Raw genomic sequence first — 25,371 nt, 5'->3', positions numbered from 1 at the left:
TTTTACCTCTTTAGCCTATAAACTTTTGCCGCCCCGTCAAGTATGACTGGCTCAAAGACCTTAGGATCGTATCTTTCAAGCACGAAAAGCTGGATGTAGGCGCTATTTAAAATGCTCTCATCAAGGATGATAAATCTGCCATAATCCCTCATAAAAATGACAGAAATGTTTGAGCTTTCATTATTTTTATACTCTTTTACATTTAGCTTGCCAGCCTCGTTGTAGTCAGTCTCTATAAAAGATTTAAGAGGCAAGATGTTGCCATCATAGATTAAATTTGTGACATCACTTGTGAGCGTAAATCCACCATTTAGTCTAATGCCATTTTCATTTTGAGAGATCGCTCTTGTAACGATAAAAAGGCCGTTGTTTAAATTTTTACCGCTTTTTAGATCGATCTTGCTAAATTGCAAAATGGTCGGAAAAATACCAAGCATCCTATCTGGCAAGTAGTAGTAAATATCCCTAGTCTTTGCTGGCAGGCTAAAATTTGCCTCTTTTATATCGTTAAAGAATTGATCAATGCTTGCATTTCTCTCTTTTAAAATTTGAGCCAAGTTGCCATTAAATCTCTCTTTAAAATTTCTCTCTGTGTACTCAACATCAAGCCTTGCCATATTTGCCGAGCTCATCTCATCGCTTCCAAGCGCAAAGCTCACGGCAAAATTTTCACGTCCAAGGTGCTTTCCACCATCAATGAGCGTCTTAACATCGCTGTAATATCTGATCGGATATCCATAGTCCCACCACGCAACCACGTAGTCCTCGCGTCCTGCGATGCCTTTTAGCTTATTTAAAATTTCAACCTCTTTGTGCACAAAAACTGGCTCAGCTTTGTAACCATAGATATGAATGAGCGCTGGAGTAAGAGCAAGCACGGTTATAAAAGCTCTCGCAAGATTTAGCACCGCTCCTTTTAGCTTTAAATTTGAAAGTATAAATTCCACTAAATAGCCAAAACCAAGCGCCATGATAGGCACAGCGTAAATGGTAAATCTAAGGCCACTTTTAAATGCCAAAAAGCCAAGTGCTAGCATGCCAAGCGAGACGGCAAATGAGCGGTATTTAAAGCAAAAAAGAGCAACGCCAGCAAGCGAGATCAAAAATGTGATGACATTTGCGCTGATCCTCTCGCAAAATAGCACAAAGTCAACCACGCTTGACTCTTGGATAGTTTGATTGACATTAAAAAAGTGAAAGCTCATACCACTTAGTTCTGGACTTCCTCTAAAGACGTAAAATTTAAGCTGAAAAATAATCGGATTTAGCCCGCCACGAATTACAAAAACAATAAAAACAACTACCAAAATACCAAGAGCAATTTTTAAATTTATCACCTCTTTTTTAAAAAGACAAAACGTATAAATAGCGATGATAGCGATAAATTTAAGCGTTATATCAAGATTTGAAATGGCAAGTAAAAGTAGCGAAATTTCAAGGTAAAAAAGTGGATTTTTCCTATCAAAAATGAGCGTGTAAAGTAAAAATAGCCCAGTTAAAATGCTAATAAGCGAAAACGCACTCGCATACCACCACATATAGATAAGCACGCTTAAAGGTGCTATTATCAGGCTCTTTGCGTCCTTTTTCTCAAGCACTCTAACAAGCCCCCAAACAACAAAGACGCTAAGTGGGATGATGAGCATGTCAGTATCGTAGTATCCTGCCATGGTGCGGTTGTAGTAGCTATTTGCAACCACTGCAAGAAGTGCGCCTATAAAGCCAGCAAATTTTAGCTTGTACTCATTTGCGATCAAGATGACTGGCACAGCCACAAGCGATGAGAAAAACACGCTCATATAAATCATCGCCGTCTCAAGCTTGACGCCTAGAAATTTCACGATCCAGTAAGTAAACGTCGAGAGCGGATAGCCGTAGTAGCTAAGGTCATTTTCTTGGTGAAAGCCAGCCAGCATATCCCTTGCGCCCTCAGCAAATGCGTAGCCGTCGTTTGTACTGATCATTAGCTCGTTGTTCCAGAAAAATACCGGATACTCGCTCGCCCAAAAGACCCAGTAAAGCCTACAAACCACGCTAAAAAGGACTGCAACAAATATCATCAAGTATAAAGAGTAATTTTTAAAAAATAAATTTCTATTCATTAGGATTTTCCAAAAAATTTATAAGCTCGCTCGCTATGTTTTCACTATCAAAAAATTTAGCCCGATTATACGCAACCTTTTCAAAATTTTGCCTTATTTCAGGCGCATTAAGCACCTTTACCATCGCCTCTTTCATCGCATTTTCGTCATCAACTGGTACCAAAATACCAAACTCACTCTCGCCCAAAAGCTCCTTTGCACCACTCTTGTGCTCAGTTGAGATGATAGTTTTTTCGCACGCTAGCGTCTCTAAAAGGACATTTGAAAAGCCCTCAAAACGCGAAGCACAAAGCAAGCAAGAGGCATTTTTTATGTGTCTAAATGGGTTTTTATCAGTGCCAAGAAGCTTTACTCGATCACCCACGCCAAATTTGTCTATCAAATTTTGTAGCTCATCTTTTAAAGGCCCTTTACCAAGGATGCCAAGCGTGGCACGAGGGTCGTTAATGGAGGCGATTATTTTTATTAACATGGCTTGATTTTTACCGCTATCAAGGCGGCCGATGTTTATGAAAAATGGCTTAAAACCATTCTCAAGTGGCTCATTTTTTAGTAAATTTATAGTTTTTAGATCAAGGGCGTTATAAAGCACCTTTGTTTTGGCTTCACTCATGCCAAAATTTCTTACTAGATCCTCTTTATTGCCAGCTGCATTTGCTAGGATTAGATCAGCTTTTTTATAAAGATGAGTGAGTAAAAATTTATTAACCCTACCGCTTAGATCGTCTTTGTATAGGATCGATGGACAGCTTCTCTCGCTAATAACTAGCCTCTTTTTAAGGCCCAAAATTCTAGCTATTGCAGCGATATAACAGGGGCGGTTCATCAGCACAAACTGCGTATCGATGTTTAAATTTTGACAAAGTTTTTTATACTTAAAGGCAAGCATTGGCATTGCTAAAAAGAGCCTTGCAAGCTTCTTTAGCCCGCTCTCGTAAGGATCGCTATTTTCTATAAAGTGGATTTTTACTTCACTTGGGATCTCGTAAGCGATGACCTTGCTCATTAAGACGAGATGAACTTCATAACGTTTTACCAAAAATGGCAGTAAATTTGCCACATTTCGCTCAGCCCCACCAGGCCCCATCGAGTATAAAAAAACGGCTAATTTTTTCACTTGCTAACAACCTTTTTTATAAATTCTCGCCACTGCTTGATGATATTTTCTTTGCTAAATAAATTTGCACTTTCGCTGGCGTTTTTTGCTAGTTTTTGCCTTAAATTTTCATCTTTTAAAAGCATCTCAAGCTTATCTTTTAGATCATTTGCGTCGCCATTTTTAAAGATAAGCCCGTTCGTGCCGTCATCTATAAGCTCTCTTGCGCCCACGGTGTCGCTACTTATCCTAGCGCAACCAAAGGCGCCTGATTCTATTAGCACATTTGAAAGCCCCTCGCTTCGTGAGCTAAGAGTAAAAATTTTTGCCTCGCTATAAAGCTTTGTGACGTCGCTTATGTGACCTAGAAATTTTATGTTAAGCCCCAAATTTGAAGCCATTTGCTTTAGCTCGGCTTCCTGTCTGCCACTACCTGCGATCTTTATCTCCCAGCCATCAAGCAAGCTCTTACTCACCTTGCTAAGTGCCTCAAAATAGATATCATAGCCCTTTACCGCCTCCAGCCTTGCCACGCTTAAGATGATGTTTTGCTTCTCGCAAATTTCAGGCACGTCGATAAAAAGTGGGTTGTGGATGACCTCGCGGTTTTTGGCAAATTTATAGTAGTCGTAGTCGCTTTTGCTTAGCACGCTTAGGCCATCTACAAATTTATACGAAAAGTCGCGCATAGCGCTTGCGATTTTGCTTTTTAGATAGCTATGCTCGTGATGCTCGGTTGCTATTAGTTTGCTCTTTAGCCCAGCATTTGCCAGCACGCAAGCGACGTTTGTCCAGTCGATAAAGCTAATTATCAGATCAGCCCTTTGCTCTTTAATTGCGTTTTTGACAAATTCGCCCATTTTTGCCTCATCTTGCAGCAAATTTGCAAGCTTTTCGCTCATCTGATCAGCGTCATTTATCTCGCAAAGCAAGCCATCAAAGCCATCTTTTATAAGCTCTTTTGCCCCGCTAGTTCTTGTTGCAACCCGCACACAGTCATAGTTTATCGCCTCTATCAAGGTGTTTCCAAGACCCTCGAAATTTGAGCAAGAGAGCAGCACTTTTGCTCTTTTATAAAGCGAGGCGATGTCGCTTACATTGCCTAAAAACTGGACATCAGCGCTCAAATTTTTGGCTAAATTTTCTAAATTTGCTCTCTCGCCGCCATCTCCAGCGACAGCAAATTTATAGCCGCTTTGCTTTAAGTTTGCAGCCACTCTTACAAACATTTCGCAGTTTTTTATCTTATTTAGTCTGCCAACAAAGATGACTAAATTTTCTTTATCAAAGCTCTCACTGCGCACCTCTTCAAAGAGTGGGTTGTAAATTTTCATCACATTTTTGCAAAATTTTGAGTAATGTCCTAGATCCTCGTCGCTTAAGACGCTAAGCGCGTTTGCAAATGGATAGCTTATGCGTCTTAGCACCTTAAAAATGGCTCTTTTTGGTGCAAGATAGTTTGTGTGCTCGCTTATGATTATAGGCGTTTTTAGCCCAGCCGAGCTAAATAGCACCAAGGTATTTACGGCGTCTAAAAAGGATATCACAGCGTCAAATTTGCCCTCTCTTATGAGCGCTCTTAGGGCAAGCACCTTTGAAACTCTCTTTTTTAAATTTCCAACCAAGCCAAGCTCATCAGCCCCAACGCCTAAATTTATGAGTTTCACGCCACTTGCTAGCTCGTAAAATGGCTCATCTTTGTCAAATTTAACAAGGCTTACATCATGATCCAAGCTAAATCTTGACGCGATCACCGCGCAAACTCGCTCTGCACCGCCACTTCTAAGCGTTGATGTGACAAATAATATCCTCATACGCCAAACCTTTGTTTTATCTTCACTCTAAGCCTTGAGAGTGCTGGTAAAATGCCACTTGGAAGCGGACTAAGCAGCAAAAATATAAACGCTTCTTTGCTAAATTTAATACTAAGGCTTTTAAAGATACACCTTAGCATAAGGCCATATTCGCCCGCTATTTTGGCGTAGTAAGCGGCGTTTTTATACTGCATAGCTAGAAATTTTGGCTCATTTTTAATAGCGATGTCGTAGTGCAAGTTTGCTGTTTTGATGTAAGCGTTTGCCACATTTAGCGCGTGTTTGCCGGCATTTAGCGTAGCACTATCGCTTCTTGCGATGCGGTAGATGTAAAGTGGCTTTTTAAGATAGAAGACACTTTTTTCAAAAAAACGGATGTAAAGCTCATTTTCGCCACCAAAACTGCTCTCATCAAGCCTAAAATCATCTATAAATTCACGTGAAAAAAGCTTAAAATACTCGCCATTTATCCGCCCGCAGTGATAATCCACCTTGCTCATCACCCCGCTCTTATTATAAGGGCTTCTACCAGCCATAACCTCAGTCATCACACCATCTTTTTCGCAGATCGCGTCTGCAAAAACGCACGAGTACTCACCACTTTTTAAAATTTTATAACACTCAGCGATCGCCTCGCTAATTAGCTCATCGTCATCGTCAAGCAAGCAGATAAACTCGCCTGTTGCGTTATCAAAGCCGTTATTCTTGTTGCCATTTGGGCTCTTTTTGTGAGCGGTGTTTTTTACAAACTTAATCCTTGCGTCGTTAAAACTCTTGCAAATTTCACTCGCACTCTCGTCATCGCCGTCGTCAGTTACAATTATTTCTAAATTTTTATAGCTTTGAGCTAGAGCGCTTTTTATGGCCTTTTTTAAAAGCTCTGGACGCTTGTAAGTCGCGGTTACGATGCTGATTAATGGCTCGCTCATTTAGCCCCTTTTAAAAATTCTCTCATAGCCTTGAAGCTTTTCAAGCCGTGAGAAAAGTATAAATTTAATTGTCTTGATATAGGCCTTTAAATTTGCCCTGTATCCCCTCTCAAGGCGCTCGCCCTCGATGTTTGAGCCACTTAGATCAGTTGGGTGCGAAAAGAGATCGCAAAAGTACATCTGCATATCATTAACACCAAGCAAATAGTCCCAAACATCGGTCGTGCAAAGCGCACACTTATGAATTTCAAGCAAATTTTTAGCACTTTTTTTAGTTAACACATAAGCCCCTGCTCTATAAATGCTTGAAAATGAGTGCTTTGAGACCTGCCAAAGTGGCCTACTTAGGCTAGTATCCACCTTTTTGCCAAAGGCGCTAAACCTGCCTTCTAGCCCATCTTGCATGCCACATATGAGCACGCTATTTTCAGACATCTTGCTAGCTGCTAAAAAGGCCTCTTTTATAGCTAAGTCATCTCCAATCACGTCGTCTTCAAAGATGAGAGCAAATTTTGCCTCACTTGCTAAAAATGTCTCGTAAGCTTTTACGTGCGAGAGCGAACAGCCAACCTCTGCTGGGCTTAAAACCTTGCCGTAAGCTTTAAATGATGGCGAAATGATCTTGTAATACTCCCTCGCGTTTAGCTCCCTGCCATCAACTGCGTCTATTAGCTTAAAGCTATCATAAGAGGCAAATTTTTGCTGCAAAAGCTCGCGCCTTTTAGTGTCTTTAGCCAAAGAGATCAGGTAAATTTCATCCATTTAAGACCTTTTAAATTTTTTTAAAATTTTACGCCAGACTATGCCTCGCTCAAAAGCATTAAAAAACAAAAAATATCCCAAAACATAAGCTGCGCCGGCGTAGATCGCAGCAAAGATAGCAAATTTTAACCAGTTATCTAAGCTCACAAAGTCCTTGCAGGCAAACATCGCAAGCACGCAAAGCGCAAAAACGGCTAAATTTTTAAAATAAACTCCGTAAAATGTGGTGAGCTTCACCTCTAAATTTAAAGCAGCATTTATGAGGTCAAAGCCAAGAATTCTTATGCTATAAAAAATGGCTGCGACGACGACGATGCCATAAACGCCGTAGTCACTACATTTGAGTAGTGCGATCTGCGCTATGATCGTGCTAACGCCAAGGATAGTGTTGGCAATGGCTGGTCGGCGAAGCTTGTTTGTAGCGCTATCAAGGTTAAAAAGCGAAAAAACAAAGCTTATAAAGACGATAGGCACTAGCGTGATCATCGAGACACTATAGATAAATTTGACCTCGTCTTGGCTTTTAAAAGGTAGCCAAAGCGTGTAAAAATCAAGCCCAAAAACGACAAAAAATGCGGCCGGAGCGCTCATCACAAAGGCGATCACTTTCATTGAAAATTTAGCCTCTTTTATGAGGTCTGTGATCAAATTTTTAGAGTAAAGCTCGACAAATTTTGGTGCAAAGATACCACTAAGCTGTGCTACAAAGCTCTCAAGTATGATAGGGGCGGCCTTGGCGACTGAAAGAAGGCCAGTAGCATTTGCATTTACGAAAATGTTGCAGATAAACAGGTCCATACCCGTTAAAAGTATGCGGTTTAGCGCGTTAAAGCTGTTCCAAATCCCAGAACTTAAAAGCTCTTTGATCTTGGAAAAGTCAAATTTACTAAGGCTAAATTTTAGCTCCGGCGTGATGCGAGCTGACATAAAAATGGTGCTAAAAAAGACAAAAAGGCTTGCAACTAGCGCTGAAATGGCGATGTATGAAATGAACGGCTTAAAAAAGAAAAAGAGCGCCACGATAAGGATCGCTAGGATCGCGCTTGAGATGGCGTTTCTGATGGAGAGTAGATAGAGCTTGTTTGTCACAAAGGCGCAAACCGTCAAAACGCCGTTAAATAGCCCAACGCAGAAATTTATAAAGTAAAAAACAAGAGTCATTCTCACGTCAAAGAGTAGATTTTCAGGGACATTTAAAAGGCTTTGCAAATTTAGTATAAAAATGGAGCTAAGCACCACAACAACGGCGCAAAAGAAGATATTTACGACAAGCACTGATGAGTAGTAGGTGTTTGCAAGGCTTAGATCTTTTTTGTGCCACGCATGAGCGACAAAGCGCCCGCTGACCGAGTTTATGGCTACACTTACGACTACTGCGTAGCTAACTATGGCGTTGCTAAGTCCCACAAAGCCAAATGCCTCGTTGCCAAGACTTTTTAAGATAAATGGCGTAAGAAAGAAATTTATGCCCATTGATACGACAAAAACGACGATCGAGCTTATTAGATTGATTAACATTAGATTTTTAACCTGTAAATTTTTACGCCATTTGAAATGATAAATGGCTCAAAGTATCGCTCATCAGCTCGCTCAAATATAAAAAGCTGCACAAAAGATGAGTTAAAAGCATTTTCATCAAGCAACAATATCCGCGCATAGTCTTCCAAAAAAACCACATAAATTTTGGCGTTTTCATCTATGATTTTTTCATCTATTCGCAAATCTCTTCCAGCACCTTTTACCTTATAAAATGATTTTACGGCTATTTTTTCACCGTTATGCATGATAAATTTTTGCTCATTTGTAGGCAAATTATAGCCATCTCCAAGGTCGATACCAGCTTCGCTAACGCCATTTAATGCACTAACATGATAAAAATCCTCTTTTTGCCTTTTACCAGTTGTGACGTCGATATAGCTATATCTAAAGATATTTGGTGCGATGTCAATCATATTAGGTACAAGATAGTAATAAACCGCCTTCTTTGCCACCGGCTGAGAAAAATTTTCACTCTCAAGCTGGCTCAAAAAAGTATTTATATCGCTTGTGTTGTAGTCTTTTAAAATTTTATCTATTGGTCTTACATTTTGCTCAAGTGAGATGTCATTATACGTAACTGCCACTCTTGCAAGTCTAGCCGAAAATGCCTCATCTTTTCTCAAAGCAAGGCTAACAAAATAATTATTTTCGCCACCTTGTCTACCAGGATCGTTTAAAGTCATAACATCAGCGAAATACCTTATAGCATACCCGTAATCCCACCATGAAAATACATAATCATCGCGCTTAGTGAGCTTTTTGAGCCCATCAAGCGCTACTGCTTCATCATGGCTAATTACAGTGTTTGGCCTATATGAATAAGCAAAATCTAAATTTATAGCAATGGCAACTACAGCAAAAACTAAAAATGATAAATTTTTAATGGAATTTCTAAGATCAAATAAATTTAAAAAAAAATGCAAGAAATACCCAAAACCAAGCGCAACAAGTGGTGTTACATACATAACAAATCTAACTCCGCTAAAGAAAGAGAGGAGTCCAAGTCCAAGCATTGGCAAAGTAAGTAAGAATGGACGAAATTTAAAGCAAAGTAGCAAGTATCCAATAATAGCTGCCAGTAATATAAGAATATTTCCTGACATGAAATATATAAAATACAAAGGACTGGCACTTTTTACTTCGCTGATGAAGTTATGCTCATTTATAAAGTAAAATTTATCGCTAAGAATTTCATTGCTTTTAAAAACATAAATACCAATTTTTGAAGTAATGAAATCAAAACCACCAAAATAGATAAAAATAGCTATCATTAAAGTAAGAAAAATGGATAAATTTCTAGCTGAGAGTAAATTTTTATATTTACAAAAAATGACGTGAAATGAAGATATAGTGGCTGTATTAAAAATTAAAATTTTATTTGATATTAGTGGATCTTTGGTAAAAATATTTAAGCTTACAATACTTATAAACATAAAAAATATCGCTTGATAATTTTCCAATCTATTTCGCATAAAAATAAGCGTATAAAATAAAAAAATAAATACAATACTTAAAATAAGTGGATATGAACTTTGATACCACCAAAGATAGATCGCTACAAAAAGAGCTGGAAGAATGATAAATTTACGCCCTCTTGTGTCTATTAGCTTAATTAAACAATAGATGATAAAAAGCGCAAATGTGACATTTAACATGTCACTATCAAAATATCCAGGCGATGTCCTTGAAAGATAGCTTGGCAAGATAACACTCATAAATGTAGCCACAGCTCCTACCCTAAGAGCCTTAAACTCATTTGATATCAAAACAACTGGAAGGGCGATAAGAGGAGCTAAAAGCGCACTCATATAAAACATCACGCTTTCGATCTTAAAAGGAAAAATTTTGCAAATATAAAAAACTATAGTTGAGATTGGGTGATTAAAGGGGCTAAAGTCATTTTGCTGATGAAAGCCAGCCAGCATGTCTCTAGCACCCTCTGCGTAATAGTATGCGTCATTTGTCGTAAGCATAAATTCGCCATTAAAGTAAAACTCTGGCATATCCTTTGCCCACAATACCCAAAGCATTCTAGCCGCAAATCCAAACAAATAAGCAGCCAGAAATATAAGTAAAATTTTACAATTTACGCTTACTTTGTGCACTAAATTCCTTACAGCCTAGCGTCAGCCTCTGGGTAGATATTTTTTATATCGTAAACTAAATGGCCTTTTAAATTTAGCTTTTTAAACTCATTGTGAGCTACGGCGATCACGATGCAGTCGTAGTCATCTAGGTTATACTCTTTCGCTAGATCAAAGCCGTACTCATGTTTTACCTCAGCACTATCAGCCCAAGGATCGGTCACATCGACCTTGCAGCCAAAATCTTTTAGCTCATCAACCACGTCTATAACGCGAGAATTTCTTATATCTGGGCAGTTTTCTTTAAATGTCATACCAAGGACAAGCACGCGAGCTTTGTTGATAAGCACGCCTTTTCTTATCATTAGTTTTATAACCTGATCAGCTGCGTATCTGCCCATGTCATCGTTGATACGGCGACCCGCTAGGATCATCTCTGGATGATAGCCTACCTCTTGAGCTTTGTGAGTGAGGTAGTATGGATCTACTCCGATGCAGTGTCCGCCAACTAGACCTGGACGGAAATTTAAGAAATTCCATTTCGTGCCAGCAGCTTCAAGCACGTCAATGGTGTTGATATGAAGCTTTTCAAACAGCATCGCAAGCTCGTTTATAAAGGCGATGTTTATGTCACGCTGTGTATTTTCGATGACCTTTGCAGCCTCGGCTACTTTGATGCTTGAAGCTTTGTGAGTGCCAGCTGTGATGATAGAGCGGTAAATTTCATCGACCTTGTCGGCTATCTCAGGAGTTGAGCCACTTGTGATCTTTTTGATCTTTGTCACTGTGTGCTCTTTATCGCCTGGGTTTATGCGCTCTGGAGAGTAGCCGCAGAAGAAGTCTTTATTAAATTTTAAACCACTCTTTTCAAGAAGTGGCACGCAAATCTCCTCTGTAACGCCTGGATAAACGGTGCTTTCATAGACCACGATATCGCCTTTTTTAAGCACCTTTGCTACGCTCTCAGTCGCTTTTACCACTGGGGTTAGATCAGGGCGTTTGTTTTTATCTATCGGAGTTGGGACGGTTACGATGAAGAAGTTGCAACTTCTGATGTCATCTAAATTTAGGCTAAATTTCATGCCATTATCGATCGCTTTTTTCATCTGCTCATTGCTAAGCTCAAGCGTTCTATCATAGCCACTTTTAAGCTCTTCTATACGTTTTGCATTTACGTCAAAGCCGACTACTTCGTACTTTTCACTAAAAGCTGCTGCTAGTGGAAGTCCCACATATCCAAGTCCTACTACTGCTATTTTCATTTACTTTTTCCTTTCTTTTTTGCTTCTATCTTTTTTACGCGTTCATACATTCTTATTTCCGCACTTACACCTTTTGGAGTTATGATTCTAATAGGGCTAATGCCTGGTAAAATTTTAGTAAATTCGTAATAAACCTGCCTCTTTTTCTTTCCGTCCTTGCAGAGCATCATCGTTTGCGCTAGCTCGTCACCGCCGCTAAATTCGTAATAAATCCCGCGCGCGTCCTCTTTTTCCTCGAGCTTTCCACCAAGCAAAAAGGCGAAGTTGCAGTCGATTTCTATCTCTTTAAAAAATGCGACTTCGTATTTAAAATAATCAGGCGGCATCTTTGAGATAGGTAACTCAAAAATATTTTCCTCGGTTTTTGGCACGTTTTCGCCTGCTAAAAGTGCAAAGGGAAGCGCGAAAGCCGCGATAAAAAGTAAAAATTTTCTCATGCCTTTACTCCGATTTGGAAATACTTAAATCCATGCTCAGCCAAAATTTTAGCGTTGTATTGATTTCGCCCGTCAAATATGACAGCATTTTTTAGCCTCTCTTTGATCTCCATAAAATCAGGCGATCTAAACTCGCTCCACTCGGTTACAAGCACCATTGCATCGGCGCCATTAAGAGCGTCGTATTTATTTTTAGCGTATTTTACATCTAAATTTGGCATATATTTTTTAGCTTCTTCGCTTGCTTTTGGATCGTACGCCACCACTTTTGCGCCAGCCTCATCCAAAAGTTTTATCAAAGTTAGCGAGCTAGCCTCGCGCATATCGTCCGTGTTTGGTTTAAACGCAAGCCCCCAAAGCGCAATCGTCTTGCCCTTTAGATCGCCACCAAAGAAGTTATAAATTTTATCAAACAGCACTCTTTTTTGAGCCTTATTTCTTGACTCGACCGCGTTTAAAAGCTCTGGCTCAAAGCCATTTTGCCTAGCTGTATAGATGAGCGCCTCGACATCTTTTGGAAAGCAACTACCGCCGTATCCGCAGCCTGGATAGATGAAGCTATATCCGATCCTCGAGTCGCTGCCGATACCTTTTCTTACTAAATTTACATCAGCACCCACGCGTTCACAGATATTTGCTATCTCGTTTATGAAGCTTATCTTTGTTGCCAGCATCGAATTTGCAGCGTATTTTGTCATCTCGGCTGACTTTACGTCCATGCAAATGAGCCTGTCGTGATTTTTCATAAATGGCTCATAAAGCTCTCTCATCACGCTAAAGCCCCACTCACTACTAGCTCCGATAACCACGCGATCTGGCTTTAAAAAATCCTCAACCGCAGCGCCCTCTTTTAAAAACTCTGGGTTTGAAACGACTTCAAATTTAACCTCTACATTTCTCTTTTTAAGCTCAGCCTCGATCACCTCATGCACCTTAGCTCCAGTGCCCACTGGAACGGTTGATTTATCGACTACGATTAGCGGTTTGCTTAAATTTTCTCCGATAGATTTTGCCACCGAGAGGACATATTTTAAATCCGCCTGTCCATCAGCGCCCATAGGAGTACCAACTGCGATAAATAGCACATCTGCATGCTCTAGCGCCTCAGTTATCTGCGTACTAAATTTAAGCGAACCATTTTTGTAGCACTCGCTCACGATATCAGCAAGCCCTGGCTCATATATCGGTACGACGCCGTTTTTTAGTGCCTCGATCTTTTTTTCATCGACATCGACGCAGATCACGCTGTTACCCATTTTGGCAAAGCATGCACCACTTACTAGCCCAACATATCCAGTTCCGATTACTGCTACTTTCATGCTTATCCTTAAATTTTCTTTTCCCATTCAAGGGCGGTTTTTATGATGAGTGTTAGATCGTCTCTTTTTGGCTTCCAGCTTGTTAGCGAGCGCAGCTTGCTCGCATTTGAGATAAGGATAGCTGGGTCGCCGTCCCTTCTTGGCGCATTTAGCACCTTAAAATTTACCCCACTCACCTCTTTTGCGGTCTCGATGACCTCTTTTACGCTAAATCCTCTACCGTATCCCACGTTAAAAGTTTCACTGCCATTTTGGCCGATATACTCCAGCGCACTTATATGGGCGTCTGCTAGGTCACTAACGTGAATGTAGTCTCTTACGCATGTACCATCTTTTGTCGCATAGTCATCGCCAAAGATGCCCATACTCTCGCGCTTACCAAGTATAGTTTGCACAGCTACCTTGATAAGGTGCGTGGCATTTGGATAATTTTGACCGATCAGCCCCTCTTCGTCTGCACCTGCCACGTTGAAGTAGCGAAGTATTGCAAATTTAAAATTTTCATTTGAAGCGGCGTAGTCTTTAATGATCTGCTCACTCATAAGTTTACTTCTGCCGTATGGATTTATCGGATTTGTAGGCGTTGTTTCGCTCACTTCCGCCACGTCTGGCTCGCCATAAACTGCGGCAGTTGAGCTAAATATAAATTTATTTACATTGTAAGTTTTTGCGTATCTTAGCACCCTCGCAACGTTTGCGGTGTTGTTTAGATAGTATTTTAGTGGCTCGCTCATACTCTCAAAAACCTCGATAAACGCCGCAAAATGGATGATTGCATCAAATTTACCATTTTCAAAAATTTCACTTAGATCATCCTCTAAATTTGCGTTTATAAATTTAAAATTTCCTATTTTTTGGAGTGCTTCAAGTGCTTTTTGTGAGCCTTTGCAGAGATTATCGATGATGGTTATCTCATCATTGCCTTGCTTTAAAAGTGCTTTTACTACGTGGCTGCCGATGTATCCAGCACCACCTGTTACTAAAATTTTCAAGTTTAAGCCTTTCGTAAAAAGTGGTTAATTTTATCAAAAATAGGGTAAAGCAAAAGTAAAGCAAGGCTTTTGAATAAATTTTAATCTTCTCTAACCCTTAAAAATATTGGAAATCTTGGCTTGCCTTTGGCTGTTAAATTTTGAAATTTATATGTGATGATAGAGCCTATTTTTGGGGGATTTTGGCGCTTTTCATCGCTTAGTCCCGATCCTATTTTAAAGATAGTGCCAGATTTTGGCTCACCAGCTTTTTCTTCATCCTGCTTGCCACCAAGCGCTTTGCATGTAAGCGAGCCAGTAAATTTTGCGTATTTGCCGCTACCTTTATTTATAGCGATTACTTCACACTCGGCATCTTTAAATTTTTTAAATTTCAGTGCATTTTTGCTTCTTTTTCGCTCGTACGGCGTATTTGGCTCACGCACGACTGCTCCCTCGCCGCCTTTTACGATGATACTTTCAGTAAATTTCAAAAACTGGGCGTTATCTAGCATTTTTATCTATTTTATGATGATTAAATTGTGATTTGGCTCATTTTTTAGAAATTTAGCCAAATCTTCAAGTCTGGCAAGCAAGCCACCACTTGCCTCAGGCACATCAAAAATATGAAATTTTAGCCTGCTCCACGCCTTTTCGTCTGGCAGCTTATCCATCACGGTAGCTTGAATTTCTTCAAATTTAAGCTCTTTTGCGTAAAGCTCGCCATCAAGTGCAAATTTTGGAAAATTTTTAGTAAAACTTAGCGGTGCATTTAGCTTTTTGCCCTGCCTTGAGAGTAAATTCTCTCCGTCCCAGTAGGCACGCACGCCATCAAGCTTTTCGCTAGCTAGCCAGCCACTGACATTTTGATCTTTATACTCGCTAAGTCGCAGCAGTTCAAGAGAAAATGCAAAATTTAAAAGGAGTAAAACCGCAAAAATTATTCTAATCAGGCTTTTGCCTTACAAAAACAATAGTCCATATGATCGTCCACCACGCCCACACTTTGCAAAAAGGCATAGGTGCTAACAGAGCCTAGAAATTTAAACCCTCGCTTTTTTAGCTCCTTTGCCACAAAGTCAGACATCGGCGTAGTGGCTGGCACTTGCTTGATGTCTTGATAGTGATTTATGATCTGTTTGCCGTCAAATTTCGGGTCAAATTTTTTAAGTAAATGCCCCCACAGATACTCGTAAAAGCTGCCAAATTCTTTGGTTACGGACAAAAACGCAAGGGCGTTTACAGAAAGCGATTTTAGTTTTAATCTGTTGCGGATCAACCTCTCATTTTGCATAAATTTCGCTATTTCGTCCTCACCGTAAAGCTTGATCTTCTCTGGATCAAAGCCATCAAACGCCTCTCTCATCGCCTCTCTTTTTTGAAGGACTCCATGCCACGAAAGTCCCGCCTGAAAGCCTTCCAGAACTATCATTTCGAAAAATTTTCTATCATCTTTTACGACTTTGCCCCACTCGTTATCGTGGTAAGCTATGTCAAGCTCGCCTTTTGCCCATTCACATCGCCTCATCTGCTTTCCTTAAATCTTAACTCCGTAAAACTCACAGTACCACTCAACAAATTTAGCCACGCCGTCATTTACTTTTGTATTTGGCTTGTAGTCAAAGTCGGCCACCAAGTCGCTCACATCAGCAAATGTCGCTGGTACGTCGCCTGCTTGAAGTGGGAGGAAATTTTTCTTGATCTCACGGCCGATCTTTATCTCAACCGCCTTAATGTAGTCCATGAGCTCGACTGGGCTGTTGTTACCGATATTATAGACCTTAAACGGCGCTTTTGAGGTGGCAGGGTCTGGGTGCTTTGCATCCCAATTTGGATTAGGTTTTGCAGGATTATCGATGCACTTAATGATGCCCTTTACAATATCGTCCACGTAGGTAAAGTCACGCTTCATCTTGCCGTAGTTGAAGACGTCAATGGTTTTATCTTTAAGCGCTGCATCAACAAACAAAAATAGCGCCATATCAGGGCGTCCCCATGGTCCATACACCGTAAAAAAGCGAAGTCCAGTCGTTGGTACGTTGAATAGATGGCTATAAGTGTGTGCCATCATCTCGTTGCTCTTTTTGGTCGCTGCGTAGAGGCTTATAGGGTGATTTACCGCCTCATGCGTAGAAAACGGCATGTTCTCATTTAGTCCATAAACCGAGCTAGAGCTTGCATAGACTAAATTTTTAATCTCATTGTGACGGCAGCATTCTAGGATGTTCATAAAACCCATGATATTGCTGTCTATGTAAGCTTTTGGGTTTATAAGCGAGTAGCGAACGCCTGCTTGTGCGGCTAAATTTACCACTACGTCAAATTTTTCTTTAGCAAAAAGCTCTTTCATAGTCTTTTCATCAGCGAGGTCTGCTTTTATAAATTTTAAATTTGGATGCGTTTTTGAGACGATAAGCTTGCCATAGTCTATCTCGCTCACGTCAAAGCCTGCCGTTTTTAGGCGTGCAAGTTTTAAATTTACGTCGTAATAGTCATTTATCACGTCATACCCAACAACCTCATCTCCGCGCGCCACAAGGGCATTTGCAAGGTGAAATCCTATAAATCCAGCTGTTCCAGTTACTAAAATTTTCATATTTTTCCTTTCATTTTTGGCTTATTTTAGTGCAAAAATATAAATTTACGTATTTAGATCAGGGTAGTCCCAAGCGTTAAATTCAGCTCTTAAGTCGTCATTTTCTTGCCCTTTGCAGCATAGCCACTCAAGCCCTGCACGTCTTTCCATAACGACCTCTTCGTCAAGTCCAGCAACCTTTTTACCATTTATCCTTGCGTCCACACACGCCCAGTGATAGCGATAAACTAGGTCAAGCTTGCTTAAAATTTTATCCAAACTGCGTGGTTTTGAGCGCTTTTTTAGTCCGCCCTCTCTAAAGACATCCATCACAAAATCACAGTCACAAATTTTATCCATCTTACCGATATCTTCAGCTATGCCAAGTGCCCAAAGCAAGATCCAAAGCGACTCATACTTCCAGCCCATATTTACGGCCAAATTTATATCAGCCCTGCCCTCTACGACCTCTTTTTCTTTTACACTTAGATCGCCATAAAAATCGCCCAAAAAGTCTTTAGCCCAGGCTATCTCATCTTCGCTTAAGTGGCCATTGTCGCGGATAGTGCAAGCACACATGATCGCTGTAAATGAGCAAACCGCACGAGCAATGATCTCATCAACGCTTCTTGGCGTAACTTCACTATTGTCATACCTTAGTGGCAGGCTCTCAAGCACAGCCACGCCCTCTTTTTTTAAAATTTTTATACTCTCATCTTTTCTTTGTTGCGCTGTTTTTAGCATATCCGCACCTTTTTTAAAAATATCAAACACTCCTATTTTTATCCAAAAAACTCGGCATTAAATTTCTCTTCGTTAAAATTTTTACCTAAAAATTTACAGGCTTCGATCATATCAGTTCTTGCTATTTCAAAGCAACTCGTAGCCCCAGGACTTGGAGTCATATTAAAGCTTATTCCCTCGCCTGTGCTTATCTTGCCCTCGCCAAGCTCAAGGCACTTTTTATTACGGTCGATAACTTGTGGTCTTACGCCACCAAAATTTACAGCATAGCTCAGATCGTTTTCACTTAGGCTTGGCACGATCTTTCTAGCGTCTTTTACAAATTCTTTTTTATTGATAAATGGCACTTCAAATAAGAAATTTCTTAAAATATAAGATCTGATGTCGCTATCTTTTAAGAGATTTGTAAAGACTTCAAAGACATTTTTATCAAATTTTAGGCATTTACAAAAGTCAAAAAAGCTTGAACAGCCGTGGTATCTCTCTAGTTTTGGTATGACTAGAGCTGTTGGTCCAAAGCGAGTGTTTCCGTTAGCTAGGATATCTGGATCGCCGTGAAGAGCGGCAAATGGCAGCTTATCGTTTTGTACCATATAGACTTTGCCATTTAGCAGGCGTTTTTTTGCGAAATAAAAGCTTCCAGCAACGGGCAATGTGCTAAGATGAAGCCCATAACCCATTTTGTGAGCCAAAAATAGCGAATGTCCTCCAGCATCTACTACAACGTAGTTTGCAGTGATCACCTCGCCATCATTTATCTTTATGTGAAATGTATCACCCGCCTTTTTTATATCAGTTACTTCTGAGTTTAGGCTGATCTCGTAGCCATCTGCGCCTAAATTTAGCGCATTTTGCACAAGTGAGTTTGCTAAGCCACCAAAGTCCATCGTCGTAAACTGCCCATTTTGCGTGCCTATGGCGATGATATTTTCTGGCCTCTCATTGCCATTTGCATCAAAAACGACGTTTGGCTCGATCTGTTTTAACTTCTCTTTGTCATAAATTTCAAGATAAGGAAAAAGCTCTCTAAAACTCTCATATCTCTCTTTCATGCGCTCTACTTCGGCATCTCCGATAGCTAGTGCCATCTTTTGATGAGCGAACATATACTTGCCATCAAGATTGTATTTTAGAGCATATTTTACTGGCATATTTGCCACACGAGAGACTTTTTTTGCCTTTTCTAGTGTGTAGTTTGTCTCGATATCGCCACAATGAATGGTTTGTGAGTTGCCTTTGCCGTTTGAATTTAGAGTAGCTACACCGTCATATTTTTCTAAAAGTGCGACCTTTTTTATGTCGCTAAATGCAGCCAACTCATAAAAGAGCGCCGTCCCACTAATGCCTGCTCCGACAATTACCACCTCAAAGTGCTTCTGCCTCATTTTTTCTCCCAAAAAAGTTTAGTCGCCAAAATGATACTATATTAATTTTAAAACAAACAGCATGATGAAAAAAGCTAGAATTTTTATATAAAAGAAAAATTTGGCAAGGTTCTCACCTTGCCTTGAAGTTAAAATTTATAAGATACGTTTACTTTGAAATTTCTACCTGGCTCCCAGTCTACATATTTTGGATCGCCTGTATAATCAGCCGTTCTTTGAGACTGCGAAGCATAAGTTTTATTAAAGAGGTTGTAAATTCCAGCATTTATCTCTAGCCCTTTAAATTTACCACTGCTTGGCGCATAGCTAGCGTAGATGTCGCTAACTGCGTAGCTTGGTATCTTGACATTTGTATCGTCGCCAGCTGAGACGGTATTTTTTGAAGCGAAGTAGATTAAGTTATAGCCTATTAGCGTATCGATGCTAGAAAATGCATACTCGGCGTTAAACGTATATTTATCGCCCTGATCGCGGTAGCCGATGATGTTTGAGGTGTAGTAGGTGCCATTTGGTTTAGCGACCCTATCTTTATATTTTACCTTTTGGTGAGTATAGCTAGCAGCTAGGCTTAGTGCGTCTAAATTTAGCCTTGCAAGTAGCTCGACGCCGCTTATATCAGCCCCACCAGCGTTTATCCTGACTAGAGTTTGATTTACACCACCACCTGCTGCATTGTTATCGACTATTAAATTTTTATATTTTGTCATGAAGTATTTTGCAGATAAGCTATATGAGCTGGCTTCGCTTATGTCGCCATGGTATTTAAGACCAGTCTCATAGCTGTTGCCAGTTGTCGCTTTTAGGTCTTTATTTGCCGCCCAGTTTAAAGCTCCGCTTCTGCCTCTTCCACTCGCCATCATCGACTCCATTACATCAGGTCCTCTAAAGACCCTCGCATAGCTTGCAAATGCGTTAAGTCCTTTAAGGATCTCATAGTCGAGCGCAAGCGCCGGGGTAAATTCGTTAAATTTATAGGTATAACTCTTTACGTTTCCGGCTCTACCATCATAGCTTTTTAGCTCATGACGAGTGTATCTAATGCCTGGAGTAACAGTTAGCGAGTTAAAATTTAGCGCATCTTCTGCATAGATTGAGTAGTTATTTACCTTTTCAGGGTAGTGGTTGTCTGGTTTGTTAAAATTTTTACTTTGGTAAAACTCAGCGCCATATCTAAGCGTCTGCGTCAAAGCGCCGGTCTCAACTACGCTTTTAGCCTTTGCATTTATACCATTTGTCTCTACACCCCATTTTGAATCATCAATCCTTTGGTGTCTTGTGTTGTAAGCTGTCACGTCTAAATTTAGAAGATCACTTGGCATATACTCGTATTTTAGCGTTGTTGTATCTCTCTCGTATTTGCGATAGTCATTACTTGTATGCCAGCTACCAAATTCTGCTCTTAAAGGGTAAATGCCCTTAAACTCATTATGCTCTCTTGAGATAGAAATTCTATGTGCATCGAGGAAGCTATAACCAAGCTTTAAAAGATAGCTAAGGTCATTTCCGTCGCCACCTATCCTTCTGTTATTACCACTTTTGCCGTAGTCGTAGCCCTTGTGATTAATAGCTGCTATAAAATCAAGCCCCTCAACTGGAGCAGTAAAGAGCATAAGGCCTTGCGAAAATTCATCGTTGTTTGAAGCGTAGCCCGTTTTGATTTTTGCGCCGATGATTTCGCCACTTTCTAGCAAGTCTTTTGCATCCACCGTTTTAAAGGCGACCGAGCCGCCAAGCGCGCCTGAGCCGTTTACCACTGATCTTGAGCCAACCTCGACATCGACTGCTTTTATAAGATCCGGATCTATAAGCAAGTCGGCGTTATGGTGAAAAGTATTTCCATTTTGTTTCGCACCATCTATCGTGATATTTAGACCGCGATCACTTACGCCTCTCATGTAAATTTTTTGATTCATGCCGTTTGTGCCACCCACATAAACACCAGGAATATCTCTCATCACGTCTTTTACTAGGCCAGCATTTCTGGTTGAAATTTTGATGTCATCAACGCCGTATCCGCCACTGCTACTTGTTACCTCAACTCCGCTTAATACGCTCTCGTCTGCCCCATTTGCATAAACTGCTATGCTTGCTACAAGAGAGAGTTTAAATAAGCTTTTAAATCTCATATTTTCTCCTAATTTGGTTATTAAAATTACTATTTTAATTTTATAGCATAATTTTGAGATTGAATATTATAATTTTAAGTATAAATTTTGGATAAATTTTTGAGTTTTTTTGGTAAAAATATAAACTATTTTTAAATTTTAATTATCTAATAAATTAATTAAATATCGAAATAAAGGACGAAATTATATAATTTTATCAAGGTAGTAAATAAGGTTAATTTTTAATAGAAAATTATTACAAGTATAAAAATTCTTAAATTTTGTAGATAATTTTTATCAAGAAAAGCTTAAGAAATCTAAAATAAATTTTACTTTTTTAGCGCTCAGAATTTTTTTTATAAACACTCTTAAGTAGATTATGAAAAAATTTTATAAATTTTAAATAAGATAGAGCAAAACTCTTGGATCTGCTGGAAGTATCATATAAATTTACTAGACGCCATTGAAGGCAAAAATGAAAAATTCATTCATGCAAATATCATCCTTTTTCATATTTTTTAGTCTTAGACTTACGTTGGTGTCTTGCCAAAGTATCGGTAGCAATGCAAACATCACCTTATCAAGGCTAAAATTTCTTACATCCTCAGGCCAGCCATCCTAGTGACAAAGCTTGTAAAATTTAGATATATCGTCGCAAAGCACCCAGTAAAAACTACGAGTAGCTAAGCTGTGTATCTTCCAACTTACTGCTATCTGACGCGCAGTAAAAGACATTGCCGGCTTTGCCACGAAAAGCGCCGCCGTTTATCGCGAAAAATTTACACAAAACATCGTTTGCCATGAGAGCAAATAGCTAGACGTTTGTCTACCTCGCTAAAGTTTTTGCCAAGGTTAAAGCTGTAAATTTTGCACTTCATCTGCTCGCATCCTGAGCCAAGCATACACAGCCAATCTTCATCCATCACGATGCCACCGCACCCATAAACAAGCGCTCCCATCGGTGAGCAAGTAGCTACCTGAAGCCCTAAAAGCTCGCTTTGCGCCCTGCTCTCATCACGCAGTAAAATTTCACCCATTTTTAGCTTATTTAGCCGTTCTTCGACCAAGCTCCCAAGCCTGGCTCATTTGCATCTATAAGCTCATCTAAAGCTCTCATTGCGAATTCTTGCGATAAATTTGATTAAATTTAAAAGAAGATTTTGGCGAGTCACCCCGCCAAATTTGTATTAGAGGATTATTTTGCATCCCAAGCTAGGATCGTGTTGCCTTCGGCGTCGGTAGCCACGTCGCCCATACCCATGATGTTGTAGCCGCAGTCTACGTAGTGAACCTCGCCTGTTACGCCGCTAGCTAGGTCGCTAAGCAGATACATCGCGCTGTTGCCGACGTCTTCGGTAGTAACGTTGCGTTTTAGCGGGCTATTTACTTCGTTGTAGCGTAAAATCATCCTAAAGTCGCCTATTCCGCTTGCGGCAAGTGTTTTGATAGGACCTGCACTGATCGCATTTACGCGGATGTTTTTAGCGCCAAGGTCATGTGCTAGGTAGCGAACTGAGCTCTCAAGTGCTGCTTTGGCAACGCCCATTACGTTGTAGTGTGGCACAAATTTTGGTCCGCCAAGGTATGTAAGAGTTAGCACCGAACCACCCTCTTTTAGCACTGGCAAAACCGCGCGAGTAAGGCTTAGTAGCGAATAAACACTAGTGCCCATCGCTATATCAAATGCCTCTTTTGTCGTATTTACAAACTCGCCCTCAAGCGCTTCTTTTGGTGCGTAAGCCACTGCATGCACAACAAAATCGATCTCGCCAAGGTCTTTTTTGATTTGACCTGCAAGTCCATCTAAATGTGCTTGATTATTCACATCAAGTTCGTAGACAAATTTGCTACCAAACTCCTCTGCGATCGGCTCTACGCGCTTTTTAAGAGCATCGTTTAGGTAGGTAAATGCCATCTGCGCACCTTGATCGCAGCAAGCTTTTGCAATGCCATAAGCGATAGATTTGGCGTTCGCAACGCCTACTATTAGACCTTTTTTACCTTTTAGTATCATTTGTTCTCCTTTTTATTAAAGCTACTTAACTTTTTCTACTTCACAAGCTTACAGCTGCAAGCAGAGTTATCTTTCGTTAAAATTTTAAAAGCAATACTCAAAAAATATATGCCTACTCTGCTTATTTTTAAATTTTGCCTTGACTAATCGACTTAAAATTTTGCAATCCAAATTTAACAAAACGTCAAATTCTAAACGCGAATCGACAAGTGGAAATATCGCTAGGCGGATTTAAATGTTTTCTACTTCACTACGCTTGTAGCTATAAATAGAAGAAGTAATTTTCGTCCAAAGACTAGGCATGTAGTCTGTCGCAGGGCGAAATTTACAAAATCATTTAAAGACGTCAGCGAGATGACGCGCTAATAAGTTCCAAGAAACCAGAAGCATCCCAGCTTGCCGTACCTACTAAAACCCCGTCGCAGTTTTTAATACCCGCTATCCCGCCGATATTTGCGACATTTACGCTACCGCCGTAAAGTAGCGGCGCTCTCGTCTGCTCGCGGATAAAATTTAAAATCTCCTCTATCTGCTCCGTACTCGCACTCTTGCCCGTGCCTATCGCCCACACGGGCTCGTAGGCGATCAGTAGCCGCTCGTAGCCAAGGTCGATATTTTTTAGCTGTTCAGCCAAAAACTCCTTCGTGCCGCCAGCTTCGTTCACGCTCAAATTTTCGCCGATACAGTAGACGATCTGCCAGCCCACCTTTACAGCAAAGTCGAATTTAGCGCGCAAAAGCTCCTCGCCCTCGCCTAGCTTGCGCCGTTCGGAATGCCCGATCAGCACGCTTTTTACGCCAAACTCGTCCAGCATCGCCTTGCCGATCTCGCCGGTGTGAGCGCCGCTTTCGCACGGGTAGAAATTTTGCGCACCGAGTTTAAATTTATGAGCCGCAAGATCAAGCGCGCTAAACGGAGGAAATACCGTAACATCGTCGTTTGCGCTTAAATTTGCATCTAAAATTTGAGCGTATTTAGCAAAGCTCGCTCTCGTGTGATTGCACTTTAAATTTGCTAAAAACCTCACTCTATAGCCTTTCTAAGCGGTTTTATGCCGGGTAGCTCTTTGCCCTCTATTAGCTCCAAACTAGCACCGCCGCCCGTAGAGATAAAGGTCATCTCGTCGGCGTCTCCCGCGCGCTCTACTACGTCGGCCGTATCGCCGCCGCCAACAACCGTAGTCGCGTGAGTGTCGATGATAGCGTGGCTCATTTTGATGCTACCTTTGCTAAATTTATCCATCTCAAAAACGCCCATCGGCCCATTCCACCAGATGGTTTGCGCGTCGGCGATGACCTCTTTAAATAGCCTAATGGACGCCGGCCCGATATCTAGCCCCATCCAGCCGCTCGGTATCTCTTGAGCGGGGACGAATTTTACGGCGCTTTCTGCCGAAAAGGTCTGGGCTGCGACGACGTCTACCGGCAGGTAAATTTTAACGCCAAGCTCCCTGCCCTTGCGTAAAATTTCGCGCGCGTCCTCGATGAGGTCTTCTTCAAGCAGCGAGTTTCCGATATTTTCGCCGAGCGATTTTAAAAACGTAAACGCCATGCCGCCGCCGATGATCAGCTTATCTACGCGCGGAAGCAGGTTATGCAGGGCTTGCAGTTTACCGCTTACCTTGCTACCGCCGACGACCGCAACGAACGGACGCGCAGGGTGTTTGATTAGATTTTGGGCGAAATTTATCTCTTTTTGTAGCAAAAATCCCGCCGCCTTGTGCTTCTCGTCGTAAAATTTAGTGATCGCCTCGACCGAGCTGTGCGCCCTGTGGCAGACGCCAAACGCGTCGTTTATGTAAAATTCACCAAATTCTGAAAGCTCTTTTGCCAAAGCTTCATCGTTTTTGGTTTCGCCCTTTTCAAAGCGTAAATTTTCAAGAAGTAAAATTTCGCCCGGTTTTAGCGTGGCGACTTTAGCCTTGGCGTCCGCACCGACGACGTCCTCGGCAAATATCACGTCTCTATCAAGTAGCCTTGAAAGCCTCTTTGCCACGCCTCGCAGCGAAAATTTCTCCTCAAAGCCGTTTTTCGGACGTCCTAGATGGCTGGCCAAAACCACGCTGCAGCCGTTATCTAGACAGTAGCGGATTGTTGGTATCGCCGAGCGGATACGGCGGTCGTCGGTGATGTTTAAAAACTCGTCCATCGGCACGTTAAAATCGCACCTTATAAAGACTTTTGCACCATTAAGCTCAAGGTCGTTGATCGATAAAATATCACTCATTTTTAGC

21 protein-coding genes and 1 pseudogene are annotated in these 25,371 nt (G+C 40.8%); all 22 read right to left on the bottom strand.

What is annotated here, in order from left to right; all coding sequences use genetic code 11:
- Positions 1–2 precede the first annotated feature (2 nt).
- Positions 3–2,102 (bottom strand): STT3 domain-containing protein, encoded by a 2,100-nt coding sequence (locus A3854_RS02405; RefSeq protein WP_084041172.1) that lies wholly within the window; start codon positions 2,100–2,102, stop codon positions 3–5.
- Positions 2,095–3,219, bottom strand: coding sequence for an N-acetylgalactosamine-N,N'-diacetylbacillosaminyl-diphospho-undecaprenol 4-alpha-N-acetylgalactosaminyltransferase (gene pglJ / locus A3854_RS02400; RefSeq protein WP_084041171.1), 1,125 nt, complete (start codon positions 3,217–3,219; stop codon positions 2,095–2,097). Before pglJ ends, A3854_RS02405 begins: the two co-directional genes overlap by 8 nt.
- Entirely contained in the window at positions 3,216–5,012 is a 1,797-nt protein-coding gene (locus A3854_RS09765; protein WP_257639864.1) for a glycosyltransferase, read from the bottom strand. The genes pglJ and A3854_RS09765 overlap by 4 nt, the downstream gene beginning before the upstream one ends.
- The gene (locus A3854_RS02390) at positions 5,009–5,941 is read right to left on the bottom strand and encodes a glycosyltransferase family 2 protein (protein ID WP_084041170.1); all 933 of its coding nucleotides are present in this window, start codon (positions 5,939–5,941) and stop codon (positions 5,009–5,011) included. Before A3854_RS02390 ends, A3854_RS09765 begins: the two co-directional genes overlap by 4 nt.
- A complete protein-coding gene (locus tag A3854_RS02385) occupies positions 5,942–6,703 on the bottom strand; it encodes a glycosyltransferase family 25 protein (RefSeq protein WP_084041169.1) in 762 nt (253 codons plus the stop codon).
- Entirely contained in the window at positions 6,704–8,221 is a 1,518-nt protein-coding gene (locus A3854_RS02380) for an MATE family efflux transporter (protein ID WP_084041168.1), read from the bottom strand.
- The gene (locus A3854_RS02375) at positions 8,221–10,347 is read right to left on the bottom strand and encodes an STT3 domain-containing protein (RefSeq protein WP_084041167.1); all 2,127 of its coding nucleotides are present in this window, start codon (positions 10,345–10,347) and stop codon (positions 8,221–8,223) included. Before A3854_RS02375 ends, A3854_RS02380 begins: the two co-directional genes overlap by 1 nt.
- 8 nt (positions 10,348–10,355) lie before the next feature.
- Positions 10,356–11,588: a nucleotide sugar dehydrogenase gene (locus A3854_RS02370; protein WP_084041166.1), complete on the bottom strand. Its 1,233-nt coding sequence runs from the start codon at positions 11,586–11,588 to the stop codon at positions 10,356–10,358.
- Positions 11,585–12,025 (bottom strand): ecotin family protein, encoded by a 441-nt coding sequence (locus tag A3854_RS02365; RefSeq protein WP_084041165.1) that lies wholly within the window; start codon positions 12,023–12,025, stop codon positions 11,585–11,587. Before A3854_RS02365 ends, A3854_RS02370 begins: the two co-directional genes overlap by 4 nt.
- Positions 12,022–13,344 carry a UDP-glucose dehydrogenase family protein gene (locus A3854_RS02360; protein WP_084041164.1) on the bottom strand — a complete coding sequence of 441 codons (1,323 nt, stop codon included), beginning with the start codon at positions 13,342–13,344 and terminating at the stop codon, positions 12,022–12,024. Before A3854_RS02360 ends, A3854_RS02365 begins: the two co-directional genes overlap by 4 nt.
- Positions 13,345–13,352: 8 nt before the next feature.
- Positions 13,353–14,336, bottom strand: coding sequence for a UDP-glucose 4-epimerase GalE (gene galE / locus A3854_RS02355; protein WP_084041163.1), 984 nt, complete (start codon positions 14,334–14,336; stop codon positions 13,353–13,355).
- Positions 14,337–14,416: 80 nt separating this feature from the next.
- Positions 14,417–15,265: pseudogene (locus A3854_RS02350) on the bottom strand (DNA ligase).
- Positions 15,265–15,843, bottom strand: coding sequence for a DNA-3-methyladenine glycosylase I (locus tag A3854_RS02345; protein WP_084041162.1), 579 nt, complete (start codon positions 15,841–15,843; stop codon positions 15,265–15,267). The pseudogene A3854_RS02350 and the gene A3854_RS02345 overlap by 1 nt, the downstream one beginning before the upstream one ends.
- A 9-nt stretch (positions 15,844–15,852) precedes the next feature.
- Positions 15,853–16,911, bottom strand: a complete 1,059-nt coding sequence (locus A3854_RS02340; RefSeq protein WP_084041161.1) for an NAD-dependent epimerase — start codon at positions 16,909–16,911, stop codon at positions 15,853–15,855.
- Positions 16,912–16,956: 45 nt separating this feature from the next.
- Positions 16,957–17,634 carry a DUF4272 domain-containing protein gene (locus tag A3854_RS02335; protein WP_084041160.1) on the bottom strand — a complete coding sequence of 226 codons (678 nt, stop codon included), beginning with the start codon at positions 17,632–17,634 and terminating at the stop codon, positions 16,957–16,959.
- Positions 17,635–17,672: 38 nt separating this feature from the next.
- Positions 17,673–19,019 carry an FAD-dependent oxidoreductase gene (locus A3854_RS02330; protein ID WP_084041159.1) on the bottom strand — a complete coding sequence of 449 codons (1,347 nt, stop codon included), beginning with the start codon at positions 19,017–19,019 and terminating at the stop codon, positions 17,673–17,675.
- Positions 19,020–19,147: 128 nt separating this feature from the next.
- A complete protein-coding gene (locus tag A3854_RS02325; protein WP_084041158.1) occupies positions 19,148–21,145 on the bottom strand; it encodes a TonB-dependent receptor domain-containing protein in 1,998 nt (665 codons plus the stop codon).
- Between the two features lie 652 nt (positions 21,146–21,797).
- A complete protein-coding gene (locus A3854_RS09760; RefSeq protein ID WP_257639863.1) occupies positions 21,798–21,911 on the bottom strand; it encodes a DUF2625 family protein in 114 nt (37 codons plus the stop codon).
- On the bottom strand, positions 21,904–22,191 hold the full coding sequence (locus tag A3854_RS09755) for a DUF2625 domain-containing protein (protein WP_257639862.1): 288 nt from the start codon (positions 22,189–22,191) through the stop codon (positions 21,904–21,906). The genes A3854_RS09760 and A3854_RS09755 overlap by 8 nt, the downstream gene beginning before the upstream one ends.
- Before the next feature lie 128 nt (positions 22,192–22,319).
- The gene (fabI, locus tag A3854_RS02315; protein ID WP_072594460.1) at positions 22,320–23,138 is read right to left on the bottom strand and encodes an enoyl-ACP reductase FabI; all 819 of its coding nucleotides are present in this window, start codon (positions 23,136–23,138) and stop codon (positions 22,320–22,322) included.
- Between the two features lie 346 nt (positions 23,139–23,484).
- Positions 23,485–24,165 carry a triose-phosphate isomerase gene (locus A3854_RS02310; protein ID WP_084041157.1) on the bottom strand — a complete coding sequence of 227 codons (681 nt, stop codon included), beginning with the start codon at positions 24,163–24,165 and terminating at the stop codon, positions 23,485–23,487.
- A complete protein-coding gene (locus tag A3854_RS02305; RefSeq protein WP_084041156.1) occupies positions 24,162–25,364 on the bottom strand; it encodes a phosphoglycerate kinase in 1,203 nt (400 codons plus the stop codon). Before A3854_RS02305 ends, A3854_RS02310 begins: the two co-directional genes overlap by 4 nt.
- Positions 25,365–25,371: the final 7 nt, after the last annotated feature.

Source organism: Campylobacter concisus (assembly GCF_002092845.1).
Classification (GTDB): domain Bacteria; phylum Campylobacterota; class Campylobacteria; order Campylobacterales; family Campylobacteraceae; genus Campylobacter_A; species Campylobacter_A concisus_AQ.
This window is presented reverse-complemented; position numbering and strand designations above follow the sequence as displayed.

Coding starts and splice junctions, on each gene's coding strand:
- A3854_RS02405 (WP_084041172.1), bottom strand. CDS start 2,102: ATGAATAGAAATTTATTTTTTAAAAATTACTCTTTATACTTGATGATA.
- A3854_RS09765 (WP_257639864.1), bottom strand. CDS start 5,012: ATGAGGATATTATTTGTCACATCAACGCTTAGAAGTGGCGGTGCAGAG.
- A3854_RS02390 (WP_084041170.1), bottom strand. CDS start 5,941: ATGAGCGAGCCATTAATCAGCATCGTAACCGCGACTTACAAGCGTCCA.
- A3854_RS02385 (WP_084041169.1), bottom strand. CDS start 6,703: ATGGATGAAATTTACCTGATCTCTTTGGCTAAAGACACTAAAAGGCGC.
- A3854_RS02380 (WP_084041168.1), bottom strand. CDS start 8,221: ATGTTAATCAATCTAATAAGCTCGATCGTCGTTTTTGTCGTATCAATG.
- A3854_RS02370 (WP_084041166.1), bottom strand. CDS start 11,588: ATGAAAATAGCAGTAGTAGGACTTGGATATGTGGGACTTCCACTAGCA.
- A3854_RS02365 (WP_084041165.1), bottom strand. CDS start 12,025: ATGAGAAAATTTTTACTTTTTATCGCGGCTTTCGCGCTTCCCTTTGCA.
- A3854_RS02360 (WP_084041164.1), bottom strand. CDS start 13,344: ATGAAAGTAGCAGTAATCGGAACTGGATATGTTGGGCTAGTAAGTGGT.
- A3854_RS02345 (WP_084041162.1), bottom strand. CDS start 15,843: ATGAGGCGATGTGAATGGGCAAAAGGCGAGCTTGACATAGCTTACCAC.
- A3854_RS02340 (WP_084041161.1), bottom strand. CDS start 16,911: ATGAAAATTTTAGTAACTGGAACAGCTGGATTTATAGGATTTCACCTT.
- A3854_RS02335 (WP_084041160.1), bottom strand. CDS start 17,634: ATGCTAAAAACAGCGCAACAAAGAAAAGATGAGAGTATAAAAATTTTA.
- A3854_RS02330 (WP_084041159.1), bottom strand. CDS start 19,019: ATGAGGCAGAAGCACTTTGAGGTGGTAATTGTCGGAGCAGGCATTAGT.
- A3854_RS02325 (WP_084041158.1), bottom strand. CDS start 21,145: ATGAGATTTAAAAGCTTATTTAAACTCTCTCTTGTAGCAAGCATAGCA.
- fabI (WP_072594460.1), bottom strand. CDS start 23,138: ATGATACTAAAAGGTAAAAAAGGTCTAATAGTAGGCGTTGCGAACGCC.
- A3854_RS02305 (WP_084041156.1), bottom strand. CDS start 25,364: ATGAGTGATATTTTATCGATCAACGACCTTGAGCTTAATGGTGCAAAA.